18 protein-coding genes are annotated in these 19,745 nt (G+C 64.6%); 4 read left to right on the forward strand and 14 right to left on the reverse strand.

Translation table 11 applies throughout. From position 1 onward, the window contains the following. Position 1: 1 nt before the first annotated feature. Positions 2 to 883 (reverse strand): NAD(P)-dependent oxidoreductase, encoded by an 882-nt coding sequence (locus CEW87_RS02785; RefSeq protein ID WP_108971368.1) that lies wholly within the window; start codon positions 881 to 883, stop codon positions 2 to 4. Then, positions 880 to 1,761 carry an NAD(P)-dependent oxidoreductase gene (locus tag CEW87_RS02790; protein WP_108971369.1) on the reverse strand — a complete coding sequence of 294 codons (882 nt, stop codon included), beginning with the start codon at positions 1,759 to 1,761 and terminating at the stop codon, positions 880 to 882. The genes CEW87_RS02785 and CEW87_RS02790 overlap by 4 nt, the downstream gene beginning before the upstream one ends. Before the next feature lie 95 nt (positions 1,762 to 1,856). On the opposite strand from CEW87_RS02790, the gene ybiB reads away from it, so the two are divergent. After that, the gene (gene ybiB, locus CEW87_RS02795) at positions 1,857 to 2,774 is read left to right on the forward strand and encodes a DNA-binding protein YbiB (protein ID WP_108971370.1); all 918 of its coding nucleotides are present in this window, start codon (positions 1,857 to 1,859) and stop codon (positions 2,772 to 2,774) included. A gap of 34 nt (positions 2,775 to 2,808) precedes the next feature. Here ybiB and CEW87_RS02800 read toward each other — a convergent pair whose 3' ends face one another. Continuing rightward, complete coding sequence (locus CEW87_RS02800) at positions 2,809 to 3,696, reverse strand: pirin family protein (RefSeq protein WP_108971371.1); 888 nt, start codon at positions 3,694 to 3,696, stop codon at positions 2,809 to 2,811. A 46-nt stretch (positions 3,697 to 3,742) separates the two neighbouring features. Then, complete coding sequence (locus tag CEW87_RS02805; protein ID WP_108971372.1) at positions 3,743 to 4,342, reverse strand: FMN-dependent NADH-azoreductase; 600 nt, start codon at positions 4,340 to 4,342, stop codon at positions 3,743 to 3,745. Positions 4,343 to 4,435: 93 nt separating this feature from the next. Here CEW87_RS02805 and CEW87_RS02810 point away from each other — a divergent pair, with 93 nt between their 5' ends. Together CEW87_RS02810 and CEW87_RS02815 are read left to right on the forward strand one after the other, a co-directional pair. Next, positions 4,436 to 5,344: a LysR family transcriptional regulator gene (locus CEW87_RS02810; protein ID WP_108971373.1), complete on the forward strand. Its 909-nt coding sequence runs from the start codon at positions 4,436 to 4,438 to the stop codon at positions 5,342 to 5,344. Positions 5,345 to 5,479: 135 nt separating this feature from the next. Next, positions 5,480 to 5,980 carry a disulfide bond formation protein B gene (locus tag CEW87_RS02815; protein WP_108971374.1) on the forward strand — a complete coding sequence of 167 codons (501 nt, stop codon included), beginning with the start codon at positions 5,480 to 5,482 and terminating at the stop codon, positions 5,978 to 5,980. 45 nt (positions 5,981 to 6,025) lie between these two features. On the opposite strand, the gene CEW87_RS02820 is transcribed toward CEW87_RS02815, so the two are convergent. The 7 genes from CEW87_RS02820 to CEW87_RS02850 form a co-directional block, all read right to left on the reverse strand. Next, entirely contained in the window at positions 6,026 to 6,334 is a 309-nt protein-coding gene (locus CEW87_RS02820; protein WP_108971375.1) for a PilZ domain-containing protein, read from the reverse strand. Between the two features lie 87 nt (positions 6,335 to 6,421). Beyond that, positions 6,422 to 6,637, reverse strand: a complete 216-nt coding sequence (locus CEW87_RS02825; RefSeq protein WP_108971376.1) for a YgaP family membrane protein — start codon at positions 6,635 to 6,637, stop codon at positions 6,422 to 6,424. Continuing rightward, positions 6,634 to 9,879, reverse strand: coding sequence for an efflux RND transporter permease subunit (locus CEW87_RS02830; RefSeq protein ID WP_108971377.1), 3,246 nt, complete (start codon positions 9,877 to 9,879; stop codon positions 6,634 to 6,636). Before CEW87_RS02830 ends, CEW87_RS02825 begins: the two co-directional genes overlap by 4 nt. 14 nt (positions 9,880 to 9,893) lie before the next feature. Further along, on the reverse strand, positions 9,894 to 10,934 hold the full coding sequence (locus CEW87_RS02835; RefSeq protein ID WP_108971378.1) for an efflux RND transporter periplasmic adaptor subunit: 1,041 nt from the start codon (positions 10,932 to 10,934) through the stop codon (positions 9,894 to 9,896). 83 nt (positions 10,935 to 11,017) lie between these two features. After that, the gene (locus CEW87_RS02840; RefSeq protein WP_108971379.1) at positions 11,018 to 11,407 is read right to left on the reverse strand and encodes a sirohydrochlorin chelatase; all 390 of its coding nucleotides are present in this window, start codon (positions 11,405 to 11,407) and stop codon (positions 11,018 to 11,020) included. Positions 11,408 to 11,434: 27 nt separating this feature from the next. Next, on the reverse strand, positions 11,435 to 12,235 hold the full coding sequence (locus CEW87_RS02845; protein WP_234421645.1) for a tRNA threonylcarbamoyladenosine dehydratase: 801 nt from the start codon (positions 12,233 to 12,235) through the stop codon (positions 11,435 to 11,437). A gap of 63 nt (positions 12,236 to 12,298) precedes the next feature. Next, positions 12,299 to 13,267, reverse strand: coding sequence for an MBL fold metallo-hydrolase (locus CEW87_RS02850; protein ID WP_108976892.1), 969 nt, complete (start codon positions 13,265 to 13,267; stop codon positions 12,299 to 12,301). 123 nt (positions 13,268 to 13,390) lie between these two features. On the opposite strand from CEW87_RS02850, the gene CEW87_RS02855 reads away from it, so the two are divergent. Next, the gene (locus CEW87_RS02855; protein ID WP_108971380.1) at positions 13,391 to 14,542 is read left to right on the forward strand and encodes a MalY/PatB family protein; all 1,152 of its coding nucleotides are present in this window, start codon (positions 13,391 to 13,393) and stop codon (positions 14,540 to 14,542) included. Positions 14,543 to 14,552: 10 nt separating this feature from the next. Here the strand turns inward: CEW87_RS02855 and CEW87_RS02860 are convergent, their stop codons facing one another. From CEW87_RS02860 to CEW87_RS02870, 3 genes are read right to left on the reverse strand one after another with little or no spacing between them, the layout of a single operon-like run. Continuing rightward, positions 14,553 to 17,054 carry an EAL domain-containing protein gene (locus CEW87_RS02860; protein ID WP_234421646.1) on the reverse strand — a complete coding sequence of 834 codons (2,502 nt, stop codon included), beginning with the start codon at positions 17,052 to 17,054 and terminating at the stop codon, positions 14,553 to 14,555. Between the two features lie 15 nt (positions 17,055 to 17,069). Further along, positions 17,070 to 17,513, reverse strand: a complete 444-nt coding sequence (locus tag CEW87_RS02865; RefSeq protein ID WP_108971381.1) for a response regulator — start codon at positions 17,511 to 17,513, stop codon at positions 17,070 to 17,072. Continuing rightward, entirely contained in the window at positions 17,510 to 19,744 is a 2,235-nt protein-coding gene (locus CEW87_RS02870; RefSeq protein WP_108971382.1) for a sensor histidine kinase, read from the reverse strand. The genes CEW87_RS02865 and CEW87_RS02870 overlap by 4 nt, the downstream gene beginning before the upstream one ends. Position 19,745: the final 1 nt, after the last annotated feature.

The raw sequence follows: 19,745 nt of genomic DNA on the forward strand, positions 1-19,745 counted from the left end.
ATCAGGCTGCAGCCGTTCCGCTCATGCTCTCGAGCACGCGCAACAGGCTTGAAGTGTCGTCATGACCCAAGCCAGAAGCCATCAGGGCGTTGAGCTGCTGCCAGACCTGAGCGGCAATCGGCAAGGGGACGCCCAAGGCACAGGCCTCCTGCATCAGGATGCCGAAATCCTTGTGATGCAGGCGCGCCTCGACACCGGCGGAAAAATCACGACTCACCATGCGCGCCCCCATTACTTCGAGCACCCGCGACGCGGCAGACCCACCCATCAGCGCCTGACGCACCGCTGCCAGGTCGACACCATGTGCCTGCGCCAGATGCATGGCCTCTGCGCCGGCCTGGATCGCCGCCACCATGATCATCTGGTTGCAGGCCTTGGCCACCTGTCCTGCGCCAGCCGGCCCCACATGCACGATGCGCTTGCCGAGGACCTCAAGCACCGGGCGCACCCGCGCCAGCGTCTCAGCCTCACCACCGGCCATGATGGCCAGCGTGGCATCGATCGCGCCCTGCGCGCCGCCCGACACGGGCGCATCGAGCCAGCCCACGCCACGGCCGGCATGGTGCGCAGCAAGCCTGCGCGCGCAACCCGGCGCAATCGTGCTCATGTCCACATGCACCGAGCCCGCGGCAAGCCCCTTAGCCAGGCCCTGCTCGCCGTACACCAGCGCCTCGACATCGGCACTGCCGGTGACGATGCTGATGACGACCTCGCTGCGCGCCGCCAGCTCCGCAGGCGTGGCGCAGGCGAGCGCGCCCGCTGCGACCACGTCGGTGGCGGCCTCCGGGCGCCGTGCCCACACCGCCAGCTCATGCCCGGCACCCAGCAGATGACGGGCCATCGGCGCGCCCATCGCGCCGAGGCCGATGAAACCAAGCCTCATTCGCCGGCTCCGCCGCTCATGAGCTCGAGCAGCTTCAGCATCGCGATCGAGTCATCCTCACCCAGCCCGCTGCCGACCATCGCATTGAACATCTGCGCGGTGGCCGCCGAAGACGGCAGAGAAAGACCGAGTCGATGCGCCTCTTCCATCACGATGCGCATGTCCTTCTGGTGCATCCAGGCCTTGAAGCCGGGACGGAAGTTGCGGTCGAGCATGCGCTGCCCGTGGTTCTCGAGAATGCGCGAGTAGGCAAAACCGCCGAGCAGGGCCTCACGCACCTTGCCCGCATCCACGCCGCTGCGGGTGGCAAAGTTGAGAGCCTCGGCCACTGCCGCCACCCCGACGCCGGTCAGAATCTGGTTGCAGGCCTTCGCGACCTGGCCAGCGCCCGCATCGCCAATGCGCGTCACCGACTTGCCCATGGCCTCGAACACCGGCCTGATTTTGTCGAACGCGGCCTCATCGCCACCGGCCATGATGGTCAGCGAGCCGGCAATCGCACCCACCTCGCCACCGGACACCGGCGCGTCGATCATGCTCACGCCACGCGCCTTGAGACCGGCGGAAATCGCCTGCGCCGCCGCAGGGGCGATGGTGCTCATGTCGGCGTGAATGTGGCCCGGTCCCGCGCCTTCGGCCACGCCACCGGCACCGAGTGTCACCTGCTCCACGTCCGGCGCATCAGCCACCATGCTGATGGTAATCGCAGCGCGCTGTGCGACTTCGGCTGCACTGGCACAGTCTCCGGCACCGGCTTCGAGCAGCGGCGCCATCGACTCGCGGCGGCGGCTCCAGACATGCACTTTATGTCCGGCCTTGATCAGGTTCAGCGCCATGGGGCGGCCCATCAGGCCCAGTCCGATAAATCCGACTTCCATTTCGACTCTCGCTCCGTGAGAAATTCATAGAAAAGCAGCGCAGCCGGCCCGCCCACCCTACCGCGAACGGCACGGGCAGCGGATAATCCCGACTCATGAACTGTGCTCCCATGATCAAGGAAATCGGGCGCGGCGCCAAGGGCGCCCGCTCTCTCGAACGCGACGCGGCCGCCACCCTCTTCGGTGGCATGCTCGACGGCAGCGTGGGCGACCTCGAGCTTGGCGCCATCCTGATCGCCCTGCGGATCAAGAGCGAGTCGCTCGACGAGCTGCTCGGCTTCAAACAGGCCATGGACACACAGGGCGCACAGGTCGTCGTTCCCGACGGCCCGCGTTGCGTCGTGCTGCCAAGCTACAACGGCGCCCGCCGCCAGCCCAACCTGATGCCGCTGGTGGCAATGTTGCTGGCCCGCGACGGGGTGCCGGTGCTGATTCAGGGCCGGCACGATTTCGAATCCCGGGTCAGCCCCTTCGAGCTGCTCGCTGCGCTCGGCATCACCCCCGCCAGCGATACTGCCGAAGCCGGCGCGCAACTGGCCAGCCGGCATCTGACCTGTCTGCAGGTCAGCACCCTGCTGCCGGGGCTCGACCGTCTGCTTTCGCTACGCCCGCGCATGGGCGTACGCAGCAGCGCCCACACCATGGCCAAGCTGCTCGACCCATGCAGGGGCCGCAGCGTGCGGGTGGTGGCCGTCACCCATCCCGAATACCTGGAACGCATGGACGAGTTCCTGCGTGCGGATGGTGGCCATGCGATGCTGCTGCGCGGCACCGAAGGCGAAATCTACGCCAATCCGAGACGCTGCCCGGAGATGAAGATCTATGCCGACGGCGCGAGCCGGATCGGTGTCGCGGGCGAGGATGGAGGCGCCCCGCCGCTTGCGGGCCTGCCCGACAGCCCGTCGATTGCTGACAACGTGGCGGCGATCCGCGCCATGCTCGACGGCAATCAGCCCGTCCCGGCCCCCATCGTGGCGCAGGTCAGGGCATTGAAGGCCCTCGCCCAGGCCTGAACCCTCGGGCTGCGATGCCAGGCACGGACGGTATTCAACCCACCAGCCGGCCATCCCGAAAGTCACTGAGCGCCTGATAGATCTCCTGCTCGGTATTCATCACGAAGGGGCCGTATTGCGCAATCGGCTCGTTCAGCGGCTGGCCGGCAATGAGCAGCACCCGCGCCGGCCCGGCGCCCTCGAGCACCACGCCGTCACTGCCTTCGCCCTTGGTGAGGATCGCCATGCGCTGCGCAGCGACCTGCTTGTCGCCGATCGTGACCTCGCCACGATAGACATAGACGAAGGCATTGTGAGCTTCAGGCAGCGACTGAAAGAAACGCCCGCCAGCAAGCAGATGCAGGTCGAGATACAGCGGCGCGCTGGCCTCGCGCGTGACCGCGCCTTCCACACCGTGACTGCGGCCTGCGATCACGGTGACGGCCACGCCTTCGCCGGTCTCGAACTTCGGCAGCTCCGCCGCAGAGAAATCGCGGTACCACGGCTCGCACAACTTGTCCCGCGCAGGCAGATTGAGCCAGAGCTGGAAGCCTTCCATCACGCCTTCTTCCTGCTGCGGAATCTCGGAGTGGATCACGCCACGACCGGCCGTCATCCACTGCACGCCGCCATTCTCCAGAAGGCCTTCATGTCCCGCGCTGTCGCGATGGAGCATGCGCCCGGCAATCATGTAGGTGATGGTCTCGAAGCCACGATGCGGATGATCGGGAAAGCCGGCGATGTAATCGTCCGGATTGTCGCTGCCGAAGGCATCGAGCATCAGAAAGGGGTCGAGCCGGCGCTGCAGCGCCTGTGTCAGCACACGCGTGAGCTTCACGCCCGCGCCGTCCGAGGTCGGGCGCCCGACAACCAGTTGTTCCACAGTTCGCGGCCGCAGCACACGCTCGGCCTGCAACGCAGGCTGAAGATCTTTCGTTGTCATTTCAAGCTCCTGTGCGAGCGGGGACGATCCGCCCCCGCTGTGTTCTTCAGCTCAGTGCCGCATGGATTTCCGCCTCGGCATCGGCAAGCGCCTGCTGCGCGGCGTCCGGCCCCATCGCGAAGCCTTCAGCATAGATGAAGCTGACATCGGTCATACCGAGGAAGCCGAGGAAGGTCCTGAGGTGCGGTACCTGAGAGTCCAGATCAGTGCCCCGATACTTGCCACCGCGAGCGAGGGCGACATAGACCTTCTTGCCCTTGAGCAGACCTTCGGGACCATTCTCGGTATAGCGGAAGGTGACGCCTGCGCGTGCAACCGCATCGATCCAGGTCTTGAGCTGAACCGGAATGCCGAAGTTGTACATCGGCACGCCCAGCACCAGCACGTCCGCTGCCTGCAGTTCAGCGATCAGGGCGTCATCGAGTGCCGCACGTGCTGCCTGCTCCGGGCTGCGCTTGTCTGCAGGAGTAAAGATGGCGCCCAGCGCGGCTTCGTCCAGCACCGGGTGCGGCGTTGTGGCCAGATCACGGACGTTCAGCACGGCGTCCGGCGAAGCCGTCTGCAGGCGCGCCACGATGGCGTTGGCAACACGCGTGGAGTTTGCACCTTCGCTGCGGGCGCTGGCATTGATTTGAAGGATGTTCATGATGTGCTCCGGTAAGTGGGGTTTCGATGGCCACACTTTATTTCTGCACAATCAAGATGATAATCCGTCACATCGGATAACATTATCCCAATTATGGAACAATACGACGCAAACGATCTGCTGATCTTCGCCCGCGTGGTTGAAATGGGCAGTTTCAGCCGTGCAGCCGAGCACCTCGGACTGCCCAAATCGACCGTGTCGCGACGCATCAGCCTGCTCGAGGAACAGCTCGGCGAGCGCCTGATGCAGCGCACGACGCGCCGCCTGCAGGTGACCGAGTTCGGCCAGGTGCTGCTCGAACACGCCCGTCAGGTGGCGACCGAGGTCGAAGCGGTGGCGAACCTGGCCGAACACCGTCAGGCCGCGCCAAGCGGTCGCCTGCGCGTGTCGATGCCAAGCGACTTCGCCACCCTGTTGATGACCGACATGCTTGGGGCCTTCGTTGCCCTGCACCCGGCGATCTCGCTCGAACTGGACCTGTCGCCGCGGCGTGTGGACCTGCTGGGAGAAAACTTCGACCTTGCGATCCGGATGGGCGAACTGCCGGAGAACAGCCTGCTCGCCGCACGCCGCCTCACCGTTTTCAACAACGGACTGTACGCGTCGCCCGACTACCTTGCGGAACACGGCGACCCGGCATCACCCGATGAGCTGGCACGTCACATGGCCCTGCGCCTGCTGACTGGCTCGGGCGACCCCTTGCAATGGACACTGCTGCGTGGCGACGAACAACGCCGGTTTGTCCCTGCAGGACGGATCACCGCGAACTCGCCCGAACTGCTGATTCGAATGGCCTGCTCGGGGGCGGGCATTGCGGCCGCGCCCGAGCACTTTGCATCGCCCTATCTTCGTCGCGGCGAGTTGCGGCGCGTGTTGCCGGACTGGTGCCTGCCCTCCCACACTGCATGGGCCGTATTCCCCGGGCGACGACTGATGCCCGCCAAGACGCGCGCCTTCATCGACATGCTGGTCACTGCTCTATCCGCCACGCCGGGCACATGATGCTGATTGCGTGACGCCGCACCGACATGAGTCGCCTGGTCGTTGGGAACTTTAACCGCGGTCCGATTACGAAGTGACGCGCAACATGAATCGCCTACAATCCCAATCCTCTTCGCTCCAACGCAGTCCCCGCCAATGACACTCTCCCGCCTGTCCGCCCGTCAGATGTTTTTCGCGCTTTTCGCCCTGTGTACAGGAATGCTCGGCTTCGGCCTCTATCTGCAGCATGTGGTCGGTCTGCACCCGTGCCCGATGTGCATCATGCAGCGCTACGCGTTGCTCACAGTCGGCCTGATCGGGCTGATCGGCGGACTGCATGGCCCTGGTGCAACAGGTAGCCGGATCTACGCCGGCCTGATCGGGCTGACCGCAATCGCAGGCGCCGGCGTTGCGGCCAACCAGAGCTGGCTCCAGCTCAACCCGCCGGGGATTGCCGAGTGCGGTCCGGGGATGGAGTATCTGATGGAGAGTTTTCCGCTGACGGAAGTGCTGCCGATGCTGTTTCGTGGCGCCGGCGACTGCAGCGCAATCGACTGGACGCTTCTGGGGCTGTCCCTCGCCAACTGGTCGCTATTGAGCTTCAGCGCCTTCACCATTTTCGCGGTCTGGCTGATGTTCCGGCGTCAGCCGCGCTGAACACCGAGGGCGACGCCTGACCGTCGCCCGTTCAGGCTGCAGCGATCAGCCCACCACCTGAGTGATTGCACCGCCAATTTCGTAACGACCGCCGCCAATCGCATGACAGCGGGTGACCTTGAGCCGGGTTACCAGCGGCGGCCTCCCCAGGCCGGCCCCCGGCGACATCACCGCAACGTCGATCACTTCGAGTTCGCCTGGCACATAGGCCGCATGCAAAGTCATGCCGCTGACGCTCAACTCGATGCATTCGGCTGCAACCGAGCGCCCTTCCCGAAGCAGAATGGACGCAGCGCACCCCAGCGGAATGCGTCGATCGAGCCGTCGATCAGGAGGCGTGACATGGTCGTTCATGGGCAGGCGTGCGTTCGCGGGATGAAAACAGCCCGATTGTAGCGCCCCGCCCACTCAGTCGCGCAGGCGCCCGTGCGCCCGCAGTGCTCAGTAGCTGTCCTTGACACCGACCTTGCGCAGGATGTTCTCCAGCGGACACAAACCGGTGAAGCCGCTCTGGAACAGATTGGCGCCGACAAAAACAGTGAACCACAGGAAGTTCGCATTCACGAACAGCGGCGAGGCTTCAACCCCCAGCGCAAGCGAGATGAGCACGAAAGCGCCGGCAAAGATGCGGACGAACTGGTTTGTGGTGAGCTTCATTCGGATTCTCCCGTCAGTTGGGCGAGGCGATTTCGCATCGCCGCGAAATACAGCACCGGAATCACCACCAGGGTGAGCACGGTGGACACGAACACCCCGAAAATCAGACTCAGGGCAAGGCCGTTGAAAATCGGATCGTCGAGGATGAATATCGCGCCGATCATCGCCGCCAGTCCGGTCAGACCGATCGGCTTGGCACGCACGGCCGCCGCCCGGATCACTGCCTCGGCAAAATCGACACCTTCCCTGACCTGTTGATTGACAAAGTCCACCAGCAGAATCGAGTTACGCACGATGATGCCGGCGAGCGCGATCATGCCGATCATCGAGGTGGCCGTAAATTGCGCACCGAACAGCGCATGGCCCGGCATGACGCCGATCAGGGTGAGCGGAATCGGCGCCATGATGATCAGTGGTACGAGGTAGCTGTGGAACTGCGCCACAACCAGCAAATAGATCAGGATCAGGCCCACCGCATAGGCCAGGCCCATGTCGCGAAAGGTCTCATAGGTGATCTGCCACTCGCCGTCCCATTTCAGCTGATAGCCCGCGTAGGGATCGGCTGGCGCACGGATGAACCACTCACCCAGCGTGCCTGCCAGTCCCGGCGCGCCGTCGAGCGCCATGTCCTTGAGCTTGCTGCGGATGTCGAACATGCCGTACAGGGGCGAGTCGAGCTTGCCGCCCATGTCACCGGTCACGTACACCACGGGCAGCAGGTCCTTGCGGTAGAGAATCTGCTCACGCCGGGTATCGAAGACATCGACCACTTCGGAGACCGCGACCAGCTGTCCGGACCGGGATCGCACCTTCATCGACAACAGCGATGCCACATCCGACTGCCGGGTCGCCGGCAACTGGATACGCACCGGAATCTCGTACTTGTTGTCGCCGCCATGCGCCGGTGTCACGTTTTCGCCCGACAGCCCCAGACGCACGACCTCGACGATGTCCGCCTGCGACACGCCCATGCGCGCCGCCTTGGCCTGATCCACCCGCAACAGCAGTTTTGGCGCAGCTTCATCGACCGAGTCGTCGACGCCCACGATGTCCTTCGTACCCTCGAACGCTGCCCGCACCCGCTTCGCGACCTCGATCTGACCAGCGTAATCCGGCCCGTAAATCTCGGCCACGATCGGTGACATCACTGGCGGCCCGGGCGGCACTTCGACGATCTTGGCATTGCCCCCGTTGCGCAGCGCAATTGCGGTCACGGCGTCACGCACCGACACTGCGATCTCGTGGCTCTGGCGGCTGCGATGCGCCTTGTCGACCAGGTTGACCTGGATGTCGCCCTGTTCGGGCGCGCTGCGCAGATAGTACTGACGCACCAGACCGTTGAAGTTGATCGGGCTCGCGCTGCCGGCATAGGCCTGCCAGTCGGTGACTTCCTCGACCGTCGCCAGTTCGGCGCCAATCTCGCGCAGCACGCGCGCGGTTTCCTCGACCGGCGTACCGACCGGCATGTCGAGCACGACCTGGAACTCGCTCTTGTTGTCGAAAGGCAGCATCTTCATCACCACTAGCTGCACCACCGGCAGCGCCACCGAACCCGCGATCAGCACCACCACCAGCAACCACAGGCGCATGCGGGCGCGCCCGCCGTGATTGACGTCGAGCATCGGCGTCATGATGCGGCGGAACAGACCGTCGAGCTTGCGCGTGAGCTTGTCCTCGCCCTCGTGATGATGCGCGTCGACCGACTTCATCAGCTTCTGTGCGAGCCACGGGGTCACGATGAACGCGACCGCCAGCGAGATGAACATGCCCATCGAGGCATTGATCGGGATCGGGCTCATGTACGGCCCCATCAGACCGGTGACAAAAGCCATCGGCAGCAAGGCAGCGATCACGGTGAAGGTTGCCAGGATGGTCGGCCCGCCAACCTCGTCGACCGCCTTCGGAATCAGCTTCCACAGCGGGGTGTCGGGTTCGAGCGTATGCCAGCGGTGAATGTTCTCCACCACCACGATGGCGTCGTCCACCAGGATGCCGATGGAGAAGATCAGCGCAAAGAGACTGACGCGGTTCAGCGTGAAGCCCCAGGCCCAGGATGCAAACAGGGTCGCCGCCAGCGTAAGCGACACCGCGATGCCGACGATGATCGCCTCGCGGCGGCCGAGCGCAAAGAACACCAGCGCGACGACCGCAGCCGTGGCGAACGCGAGCTTGCCGATGAGCTTCTGCGCCTTGTCATTCGCGGTCTGTCCGTAGTTGCGGGTCACCGTGACTTCGACCCCGTCCGGAACCAGCGACCCGCGGAGGCTCTCGATGCGCTTGATCGCAGCGTCGGCAACGTCGGCGGCATTTGCCCCCGGCTTTTTCGAGATCGACAGCGTCACGGCGGGAAACACGCCACTGCCCGCCGCGGAGCCGGAGGCACCGGTACCGAACCAGACGTAGCTGGAGGGCTGGTCCGGGCCGTCCTCCACTTGCGCCACGTCGCGCAGGAAGACCGGCTTGTCGTCGAACACCCCCACCACCAGGCGACGCACGTCTTCGGCAGACTCGAGATAGGTGCCGGTCTGCACCAGCACCTCACGATTGTTGCGGACCAGGCTGCCCGCCGGCTGCGATGCATTGGCCAGCTGCAGCGCGGCGCGCAGATCCTGCGCCGTCACGCCATGCGCGTTCATGCGCTCGGTGTCGAGCTGAACCCGGATCACCCTGCCCGGCCCGCCGATCGTGGTGACATCACGGGTACCAGGCAGACGCTTGAGTTCGAGCTCGCTTGCGCGCGCCACCTGCTGCAGCTCGAAAGCCGCACGCTCGGGGTCGGCGGTCCACAGGGTGAGACTGACGATGGGGACGTCGTCGATGCCCTTGGGCTTGATCAGCGGTTCGCCGACGCCCAGCTGCGGCGACAGCCAGTCGCTGTTCGAATGAACCGTGTCGTACAGCCGTACCAGCGCAGTCTGGTTGGGGACCCCGACCTCGAACTGCACGGTGATGATCGACATGCCCGGGCGCGAAACCGAATACACATGCTCGACGCCTGCCATCCGCGACAGCACCTGCTCTGCGGGACGCGCCACCAGCGCCTCGACATCCTGCGCCGACGCCCCCGGAAAAGGCACGATGACGTTGGCCATGGTGACGTCGATCTGCGGCTCCTCCTCCTTGGGCGTGACCAGCGTGGCGAACACACCGGCCAGCAGCAGGACGAGGGCGATCAACGGAGTCAGCGCGTTGCGCTGGAAGGCGGCCGCAATGCGACCGGACAAGCCAAGGGGGGTGCTCATATCCGGCTCCCTGCTCAGGGCCGGCTTGCGGTGCTGGCCGCAATCCCTGCCTGAACCGGATCAAGGGCGATGGTTTCACCGCTGTGCAGGCCGGCAAGCACTTCGACCCCGTCCTCGGCGCCAACGCGCTCGCCAAGGCGCAACTGGCGCAGGCTGAAGCCACCCTTGCCGTCGGCCACATACACCGCAGTCAGCTCTCCGCGACGCAGGATTGCCGTCGACGGCACGACGAGGCGGGCGCTTTCGCCCGACAGGAAATGGACCCGGGCATAACTGCCGGGCACCACGCCAAGGGTCGCGGGGGGCAGATCCACCCTGACCCGTACAGTATGGGTGCGCGCATCGGCCGCAGGCAGCACGGTGACCGCGGCAGCCTCCACCCAGCGTCCAGAACCGGGCAGCTCGACGCTTGCACGCAGAGGTGCCTTGCCAAGGGCGGTCATGCGCTGTTGCGACACATCGGCCACCGCCCGCAAGGCCGCGGGGTCGTATACGGTGAGCAGCGGGGTACCCGGTTGCGCCATCTCGCCGGCATCGACGTGACGCGCAGCCACCAGACCGGAGAGGGGCGACACGATGCGGGTATAGCCCACCACCGTCGACGCCTGACCACGACCGGCTTGCGCGCTGCGCACCTGGGCGTCGGCGGCGTCGAGTGCGGAGCGCGCCTGGTCGAGTGCGGACTGACTGACAAACTTGCTTTCGAACAGGCTGCGGGCACGCTCGTAATCGCTGCGCGCCTTGATTCTGCCCGCCTCGGCCTGCGCAACGCCGGCCTCGGCACCCGCCACAGCCTGACTTGCCTCGGCAGCATCGATGCGCAGCAGCACGTCGCCACGCGTGACGCGATCGCCCGCATCGACGTTCAGCTCCATGACCCGACCCGCAATCTGGGCAGCAAGGGTCGCCTGCCTGACCGCCTCGACAGTCGCTTCGGCAGGCTGCGAGACGCTGACCGGACGGGCTTCGATCAACAGGGTCGGCACCTCGGCACGCGCCAGCGCAGCGCTGCACAGGAGAGCCGACAACAAGAGGGGGACGGTATGCTTGGTCATGAATATAAGTATATGCTTATAATTGTGACCGTCAAGCATTCCATGCTGCTACTCAAGCGCTGCGGATGCTCGCAGCGCGGGGCTTAGCCGAGCGCGCTCAAGCCGTAATCTGCGATCGCGGCAACGACCCCCGGTGCCTCGCCTACGGCCAGGCTCAGACGGAATTCGCATCCGGGGTGTCGCTGCCGGGCTGCGTCGAGCAACACCGGCACATCACGCTTGAGGTGCCCGCCCTGAGCGAGAAAGACAGGTACCACCGCGATTCGGGTCACGCCGCGCGCGACCAGCGCATCCACCGCAAGGTCAAGGGTCGGACTCATGAACTCGAGAAAGGCCAGCTCCACGTGCTGCCCGGGCGCGCGCGCGAGCATGTTTTCGCGGATACGCTGCATCGGCCCTGCCCACTCGGGGTCGCGCGCGCCATGGCCAAAGAGGATCACGGCCTGTGCTGCCGGGGAAGTGGTTTGAGTCATGGGAAATCCAGTCAGGTTGGAGCGGAGTCAGACCGCGGATTTCAGCAAATGATCCATGGCGCGCGCAGCGACGAACAGACCGACGCTGGCCGTCATCGCCATGCTCGATCCGTAACCTGCGCACGCCAGGCCCTGTGGCCCCCGTCCCGCGTCGCACGCGGCGGCCTCGGGGTAGCGCAGCGGCTCGCAGGAATAGACCGCCTCGATGGCGAACTTGCGCTTCGGGTCGCGCGGAAAATTATGTTCCTTGCGCAACTGCGCGCGCACCTTTGCCAGCAGCGGGTCCTGTTCGGTACGTGACAGATCGTCCACCCGGATGCGCGTCGGATCGGTCTTGCCACCCGCGCCGCCCGCCATGACCAGCGTCAGTTGATGGAGGCGACAATGGGCCGCCATCGCGACCTTTGCACGCACGTTGTCGATGGCATCGACGACCACATCGAAGCCCTTGAGCAACTCGCCCACGTTTTCGGGCGTGAGGAAATCGTCGACCTGCGTCACCTTGCACAGCGGATTGATTCCGCGAACCCGCTCGCTCATGGCCGCCACCTTGGCCTGGCCGAGGGTGGCATCCAGCGCATGGGCCTGACGGTTGATGTTCGACTCGGCAACATGATCGAGATCGATCAGCGTCAGATGCCCAACGCCGCTGCGCGCGAGCGCCTCGACCACCCAGGACCCCACGCCGCCAATGCCAACAACACAGACCGAAGACGCACTCAGACGCGCAAGCGCCTGATCGCCATAGAGGCGTCCGATACCGCCGAAGCGGCGCTCGACATCGACGTCGGGCATCGAATCGGCGGAGGAAACAGCAGCAGACAACATGGACGAATCATCGTGAAGAGGGAAGGCCCGATCTTACCCCAGCGCCTTGCCCGGCACGCAGACTCAGAGGGTTGCGGCGGCCTCGACGCGCAGGGAGTCGAGCCAGACTCCAAGCCCCTGGGCGTTGAGCTCGAGGTCCATGCGCAACAGTTGCAGCGCTTCGTCCTCGTTGAGGGCCCAGTGCTGACGCGCAGTTTCCTCGCGCACGATCTGCTCCAGACCGGCAAGAATCTCGACATGGCGCGCCACACCGTCGCCACGCGCGGCGCGTGCAACCGCAACCTGGGTATCGATCAGCCGGTGCAGATCGCCGGCCAGACGTTCGACATCTTCCACCCTGCTGTAATGCGTCAGGTACATCGCCCGCGGACCAAAGGCGAGCATGCGGTCGATGGATTCGTGCATTGCGTCGGGATCGAACTGCGACGGCGTGGTCGTCGGATAGACGAACGCACGCCCATCCACGTCCAGTTCGCGATAGGAAACGCCGAAAATGTCCCCGGTGAAGAACGCTCGTGCGCGCTCGTCCCAGATCGCCACGTGATGCCGCGCATGCCCCGGCGTGTCGACAATTCGCAGCCTGCGCGCGCCGAGCGAAATCTCAAGCCCGTCCTCGGCCGACACGATGCGCTCAGCCGGCACAGGCGCCAGGCGTCCGTAGAGCCGGAAAGTCTGCTCCGCCCCATATACCGCAGCAGCACCCTCCCACAGACGCGACGGGTCGATCATGTGGCGCACGCCGCGCGGGTGCACCACCAGCTTCGCATTCGGCAGTGCGCACATCATGCTGCCGGCCCCGCCCGCATGGTCGAGATGGATATGCGTGAGCAGCACCCAGTCGACCGCGCCCGGGGTAATGCCGAGACTGGCCAGTGCGCCCAGAATGCGGGGAATCGAAGCGTTGCAGCCGGTATCGACCACGGCAGCGCGACCGGTATCGACGATCAGATGAATCGCAGCCACCTGCGGCCGCTCACCATAGCCCGAGTCAATGGCATAAATGCCATCCGGATAAGTTGTAATGTCATTCATGATCAGTGTCCCACCCTGTTCTGCTGTTTTGCTCTTTTGTGCAATTGTATCCACACGGCGTGATACGTGATGCATGGCAAACCGCACGTTACACTCGCACCTCCTGAACGCACGGTTCCAAGCATGAGCTTCGACTTCAACAGACATCCGGATCGCCGCGATGTTCCCGGCGAGAAATGGGGCCGTTTCAGCGGTCGTGACATCCTGCCGCTGTGGGTTGCCGATATGGACTTCACGGCACCACCTGCGGTGCTAGAGGCACTGCACGCCCGTATCGACCATGGCGTCTTCGGTTACACCGAAGCGTGGCCCTCGCTGATCGAAGCCGTGACAGACGGTATTGAGCGGGATCACGGCTGGCGTGTCGAACCCGACTGGCTGGTGTGGCTGCCCGGTGTGGTGACCGGCTTCAACCTTGCCTGCCGGGCGGTGGGCGAGGCCGGCGACGGGGTGTTTACTGCGACGCCGGTCTACCCTCCCTTCCTGTTCGCGCCGGGCAACAGCGACCGCAGACTGATCACCAGCCCCCTCGAACTGGAAGGCGGTCGCTGGCAGTGGAGCCGCGAGGCCACGGCGGCAGCGATGGATCCACGTACCCGCCTGTTCATGCTGTGCAATCCGCACAACCCGGTCGGCCGTGTGTTCGACCGCGACGAACTGACCTGGATCGCGGCCCTCGCTGAAGAGCGCGACCTGGTGATATGCAGTGATGAGATCCACTGTGGGCTGGTGCTCGATGAGGATCGTCCGCACATCCCGATCGCGGCGCTCGACGAACGGGTCGCCCGCCGCACGATCACCCTGATGGCCCCATCCAAGACGTGGAATATTGCCGCGCTCTATTCATCGTTCGCGATCATCCCCGATGCAGAGTTGCGTCGGCGCTACCGTCACGTGATGCGTGGCATCGTGCCCCAGGTGAATGTGCTCGGCCTGGTCGCCACCGAGGCGGCCTACCGCGACGGCGGTCCATGGCGCGCAGCGCTGCTCGACCATCTGCGTGCCAACCGCGCACGCGTGCTTGAAGCCGTCGCGGCCATGCCCGGCCTGAGCACGACTGCGCCGGAGGCCACCTATCTGGCCTGGATTGACTGCCGCGAAGCAGGCCTGGACGACCCGGCAGGCTTTTTCGAGGCGGGTGGAGTGGGCTTGTCCGACGGTCGCGGATTTGGCCTGCCCGGCTTCGTGCGGCTAAATTTCGGCTGCGCACGCGACACGCTCGACGGAGCCTTGAGCCGCATGGCACACGCCCTGAGCACGCGCCCGGCCTCATGACCGGGCAGCGCTAGGCGCAGAAGCCCGCAAGCAGAAAGCGCTGTTCGAAATCGACCGGGGGTACGGGCGGGCTGCAGGAGTAGCCCTGCCAACTGCCGCAGCCGATCGTCTTCAGCAGGGCGAGCTGCGCATCGTTCTCGACCCCTTCGGCCTGCACCGCGATATCCAGCGCATTGGCCATGGCAACGATGGCCGATGCAATCGCGAGGTCGTTGCGGTCATCGGCCAGATCCTTGATGAAGCTGCGATCGATCTTGAGCTTGTCGATCGAAAAGCGCTTGAGATACGCGAGCGAGGAATAACCCGTTCCGAAATCGTCGATTGCCAGCCTGACGCCGTGCTGCTTGAGCTGGTCGAGCAGCACGGCGGCCTTCTCGCCCTGCTGCATCAGGCTGCTCTCGGTCAGCTCGATTTCGAGGCGCTCAGCCGCCAGCCCGGACTCGGCAAGCACTTGCAGCAACATCGTGCCGACGTCCTGTCGCCGCACCTGCTCGGCCGACAGATTGACGGCAACCGAAGGCAGCACGAAACCCTGCGCATCCCAGGCCCGCATCTGCCGGCACGCTTCGCGCAGCACCCACTCGCCCAGCTGCACGATGAGGCCGGTTTCCTCTGCCATCGGGATGAAGTCTGCGGGCGAGATCATCTGCTCGCCCGGCGGCTGCCACCGCACGAGCGCCTCTGCACCCAGCAGGGTCCCGTCCGACACCGAAAGCACCGGCTGATAGAACACCACGAACTCTTCGTTGGTCAGCCCGCGCCGGAGGCGGGTTTCCAGGTCGAGACGCTGCGACGCGAAGCGGGTCAGGTCTTCGGTATAGAAACCGTAGGTGTTTCGTCCCTGCGACTTGGCCCGGTACATCGCGGCATCCGCGTTGCGCACCAGCGCCATGTGATCCTCACCGTCATCCGGGTACAGGCTCACCCCCACACTGGCGTGCATGAACACTTCCTGCCCGCTGTCGAGCCTGAACGGTTCGGCCAGCGCGTCGACCAGCCCTTTCGCGACCACCGCGGCCGCTGCAGGGGTTTCGATGCGTTCAATCAGCACCATGAACTCGTCACCACCAAGGCGTCCGAGGGTGTCCTCGCTCCTGAGGTGCCCCCGCAGGCGCTTGCCGACCGCACACAGCAACTGATCCCCGATCTGGTGCCCGAGGCTGTCATTGATGGTCTTGAAGCGGTCGAGGTCGAGACAGATCGCCGCCAGCCCCTGCTTTTGCCGCCTCGCGACCTCGATCGCATGCTCCAGCCTGGACATGATCAGCAGACGGTTGGGGAGGTCGGTGAGCGGGTCGTAGTGCGAGAGGTGGCTGAGCCTGGCTTCGGTCTGCCGCAACGCACTGATGTCGGTGAACACGCCCACGTAATTCGTGACCTCGCCGGCATCGTCGCACACCGCGTTGAGCGTCAGCCACTCGGGATAAAGCTCACCATTCTTGCGCCGGTTCCACAGCTCCCCCTGCCAGCAACCGGTTCGGGTCAGGGTGGCCCACATGGTCTGGTAGAAGTCGCGACCATGGCGGCCTGAGCGCAGAAATCGCGGATTCTGACCGATGGAGTCCTCGCGGGTATAACCGGTGAGTTCGGTAAAGGCCCGGTTGACCGACACGATCCTGCCGTCGAGATCGGTGATCAAAACGCCGTCATGCGTGCTGTCGATCACCGCGGAGTGAAGTCGGAGGCGCTCGGTAAGCGCCCTGAGCGCGGTGCGTTCACGCACCAGTTCGGCCTGTCGAAACGCATTGTCGAGCACGACAGGCAGCTCGTGCAGATAGCCGTCGTGCTTGATGAGGTAGTCGGACACCCCCAGACGCAGTGCCTGCGCTGCGGTCTCCTCACTGCCCTGACCGGTGACGACGACGATCGGGATATCGAACCGGTGGTCCCGGCGCAGCGATTTGGTGAGATCGAGCGCATTCATGCCGGGCAGGACATAGTCGAGCAGCAGGACATCGTAGGGCGTCGTCCTTGCTGCCGCCTGCAGCCGCGACAGCACGGCGTCGGGACCGCGCACGACGTCGATTCGCAGATGCGGAGCCGACTGTGCCAGGCGCCGCAAGGTGAGATCGATATCGAAAAGATGATGCTCTGCGTACAGCACGCGCACCGGGCGGCTGCGACGCGCAGCCTCGGCACGGGCCCGCTCCATGGCGAAAGTCAGCGTGCCCGGCAGGTGCTCGAGGTAGTCTCCGTCCTTGACCAGATAATCGTCCGCACCGGACTTGAGGGCCGCGATCGCCGCGCCTTCGTCACCCGAGCCGGTCAGCACCACACAGGCGAGCGCCAGACCCCGCTCGTGTATCGCCCCGAGCAGATCCAGTCCGCTGCCATCCGGCAGGGAAAGGTCGGTGAGCACGATATCGTAGGTCTTCCCCAGGTCGATGGCAGCCAGCCCCTCGGCAAGCGAGCTGGCGACATCGATTGCGAGCTCGGGCATGCTGCGCGCGAGGGTGCGCTGCAGCAGGTCGACGTCAACCGGGTTGTCTTCGACGTACAGGGCTCTGATCACGTTCTCGGGCAGTCCTTATGACAATGAATGGACCGGCTTGTTGAGCACACACCAGTACAGCTCGATCTGGGCAGCCACGCTCGCGAAACTGTCGAAATCGACCGGCTTCATGATGTACGAGTTGGCACCCAGTTCATACGCCGTCTTGATGTCGCGATCCTCGTCCGAGGTCGTCAGCACCACGACGGGCATTCCGCACGCAGCCTTGCACGCCTTGAACTGGCGCAATACCTCGAGACCGCTGACCTTGGGCAAGTTCAGGTCGAGCAGAACGACGAGCGGAAGCGGCTCGCCCGCCTCCCACCCCGGCAGGAGATCGAGCGCTTCCTGTCCGTCGCGTGCAACCTGAATGGGGTTGAGGAGGTGACGGCGCTTGAAGGCGCGCAGCGTGAGATCAAGATCGGCCGGGTTGTCCTCGATCAGAAGAATCGGCCTCGTGCTCGGCAGCGGATCGTTCATCGTGGCAACTCGAGATGGAAGCTTGCGCCCTCTCCAGGCGCGCTCTCGGCCCACACCCGTCCGCCCATGCGCTGCATCGCCTTCCGCACGATCGCCAGGCCGACGCCGGTGCCGGAATAATCTTCCGCGCGCTGAAGCCGCTGAAAAATATCGAAAATGCGATCGTGGAATTTCATGTCGAATCCTATGCCGTTGTCGCGTACGAACAGGTGGCACCAATCGCCCTCCGCGCGCGCAACGATACGAATCTTCGCTGGTCGTGCCTGACGCGAATACTTGAGTGCATTGCCCACCAGATTGCGCAGAACCTGCGCCAGACCGTCAGGGTCCACTTCTACGGAAATGTCAGAAACATCAACATCGATATGCACCTGGTTTTCGTCGATCTCCGCTGCATGTTCCGCGAGTATGCCACGCAGAACAGTGGCAAGGTTGACGCTGGTGCGCTGCAGACTGCGTCGCTCCATCCGCGAATAGGCGAGCAGATCGTCGATCAGCCGGGCCATCTGCTTGACGCCGGCGCGGATATTTCCGATGAAGAGCCGCCCTTCCTCGTCCAGACGATCCACATGGTCCTCGAGCAACAGGTGGCTGTAGCCGTCGATCCCCCGCAACGGCGCCTTGAGATCATGCGCAACCGAATAGGCAAAGGTTTCAAGCTCGTCGTTGAGTGCGGCAAGTTCGTTCGTACGCTGTTCGACGCGCAACTCCAGATCGGCATTCAGTTGCCGGATCCGCGCTTCCGCAGTCTTGCGCTCGGTCACGTCCAGCAGGGTTCCGATGACGACCGTTCCTTCCTCATGAGGGATGCCGATCCCGTAGACCTCTGCCAGAAACTCCGAGCCGTCGTGCCGCTTCGCGCGCAGCACATAGTGCGCCCGGTCGGTATTGCCCGCCTCCCTGAGTCGCAACTGCCCCTCAACCAGAGGCAGATCAGCCGTCTGCACCAGCGCGCTGACCGGCACGCCCACAATGCTCTCCGTGGTGTAACCGAACCATTCGGCAAGCTGCGGATTGCCGTATAGCATCCGCCCATCGTGGATCAGAAAAACTCCCACCAGTGCATGTTCGACCAGACTGCGAAAGCGCTCTTCACTCGCCGCCACGGCAGCAGACGCGGTCTTCTCCTGCTGGAGATCGTAGCAACTGCCGATAAAACCCAGAAAGACCCCGTCAGTGCCGAACAAGGGCTCACCGTGGTCCGAGAGCCAGTGATAGCCCCCATCATGAAAGCGCAGCCGATACTCGGTCACAAAGGCCTCCCGCCTAGCCATGGCATCGGAATACACCTGCCGACAGCCTGCGACATCGTCGGGATGCACCCCTTGAAACCAGCCTTCGCCAAGCTCCTGGACGACTTCCCGACCGGTAAACGCCTGCCACGCGCGATTGACGTAATTTCGGCGGCCGTCCGCCCCTGCCCGCCAGGTGGGGTTGGGCATGCATTCAAGCAGGCGGACGTGGAAGTCGCGGGAATCGAGCACCTCGCGCATGAGGTCGGCCAGCGCCGTATCCAGTTGTCCCAGTTCATCCGCTCCCGAGACCGGCTCGGGCAAGGTTCCGCCACGCGCCTGCGACCGGGCATACACCAACAGGCGCTCAATGCGGTTGGTCAGCAGCACGCTGACCATGACCCAGATGGCCCCCGACAACAGCAGGATGGGGAGCAACACGATCACGCTCTGCCCTGCTGCGTGATACAAGGCCGCGCGCAGGTGGGGGGCGGTATCGATCAACAGGCTCACGTATGCGGTCTGGCGTGCCCTGATCCCGCCGGCGGGAGACGGCAACCGGACCGGAAACACGCCCCACATCTGCTGCGCATCGCGGTCATCCAGGATCTGCGCACCGAGCGTGCTGCGTGCAGTCTCGACAAGTCCGTCCGGCGCTGCCTTGAAGCCGAACCGGGCAAGATCCTGATCGCGCATGCCCGGATGGCTTCCGGACAGCACGCGCCCCGTGCCGCCGACCAGCGCCGCATAGGTGAGGTTTGGAAGCGTGATCTGCTGCGCCAGAAGGTGATCGACAAAGCCATCGTCCCCCTCGCGCATCGCCGCTTCAAGGTTCGCTGCCAGCGTCACCCCGGTATGGCGTACGAGCGCCTCAAGCTGCGAGCGCGCCTCATCCGAATGCGTCTGGACGATGAAGGAGAACTGGGCGAGCGCCACCAACAGACCGAAGAAGAGCAGGATGAACAGCAGCAGGTGACGCAACGGCCGTTGCGATGCCATG

Origin of the sequence: Parazoarcus communis, assembly GCF_003111665.1 — a bacterium.
Taxonomy (GTDB): domain Bacteria; phylum Pseudomonadota; class Gammaproteobacteria; order Burkholderiales; family Rhodocyclaceae; genus Parazoarcus; species Parazoarcus communis_B.

Excerpts from the sequence above, each read along its gene's own strand:
- CEW87_RS02785 (WP_108971368.1), bottom strand. The coding sequence starts at position 883 with ATGAGGCTTGGTTTCATCGGCCTCGGCGCGATGGGCGCGCCGATGGCC.
- CEW87_RS02790 (WP_108971369.1), bottom strand. The coding sequence starts at position 1,761 with ATGGAAGTCGGATTTATCGGACTGGGCCTGATGGGCCGCCCCATGGCG.
- ybiB (WP_108971370.1), top strand. The coding sequence starts at position 1,857 with ATGAACTGTGCTCCCATGATCAAGGAAATCGGGCGCGGCGCCAAGGGC.
- CEW87_RS02800 (WP_108971371.1), bottom strand. The coding sequence starts at position 3,696 with ATGACAACGAAAGATCTTCAGCCTGCGTTGCAGGCCGAGCGTGTGCTG.
- CEW87_RS02805 (WP_108971372.1), bottom strand. The coding sequence starts at position 4,342 with ATGAACATCCTTCAAATCAATGCCAGCGCCCGCAGCGAAGGTGCAAAC.
- CEW87_RS02810 (WP_108971373.1), top strand. The coding sequence starts at position 4,436 with ATGGAACAATACGACGCAAACGATCTGCTGATCTTCGCCCGCGTGGTT.
- CEW87_RS02815 (WP_108971374.1), top strand. The coding sequence starts at position 5,480 with ATGACACTCTCCCGCCTGTCCGCCCGTCAGATGTTTTTCGCGCTTTTC.
- CEW87_RS02820 (WP_108971375.1), bottom strand. The coding sequence starts at position 6,334 with ATGAACGACCATGTCACGCCTCCTGATCGACGGCTCGATCGACGCATT.
- CEW87_RS02825 (WP_108971376.1), bottom strand. The coding sequence starts at position 6,637 with ATGAAGCTCACCACAAACCAGTTCGTCCGCATCTTTGCCGGCGCTTTC.
- CEW87_RS02830 (WP_108971377.1), bottom strand. The coding sequence starts at position 9,879 with ATGAGCACCCCCCTTGGCTTGTCCGGTCGCATTGCGGCCGCCTTCCAG.
- CEW87_RS02835 (WP_108971378.1), bottom strand. The coding sequence starts at position 10,934 with ATGACCAAGCATACCGTCCCCCTCTTGTTGTCGGCTCTCCTGTGCAGC.
- CEW87_RS02840 (WP_108971379.1), bottom strand. The coding sequence starts at position 11,407 with ATGACTCAAACCACTTCCCCGGCAGCACAGGCCGTGATCCTCTTTGGC.
- CEW87_RS02845 (WP_234421645.1), bottom strand. The coding sequence starts at position 12,235 with ATGTTGTCTGCTGCTGTTTCCTCCGCCGATTCGATGCCCGACGTCGAT.
- CEW87_RS02850 (WP_108976892.1), bottom strand. The coding sequence starts at position 13,267 with ATGAATGACATTACAACTTATCCGGATGGCATTTATGCCATTGACTCG.
- CEW87_RS02855 (WP_108971380.1), top strand. The coding sequence starts at position 13,391 with ATGAGCTTCGACTTCAACAGACATCCGGATCGCCGCGATGTTCCCGGC.
- CEW87_RS02865 (WP_108971381.1), bottom strand. The coding sequence starts at position 17,513 with ATGAACGATCCGCTGCCGAGCACGAGGCCGATTCTTCTGATCGAGGAC.
- CEW87_RS02870 (WP_108971382.1), bottom strand. The coding sequence starts at position 19,744 with ATGGCATCGCAACGGCCGTTGCGTCACCTGCTGCTGTTCATCCTGCTC.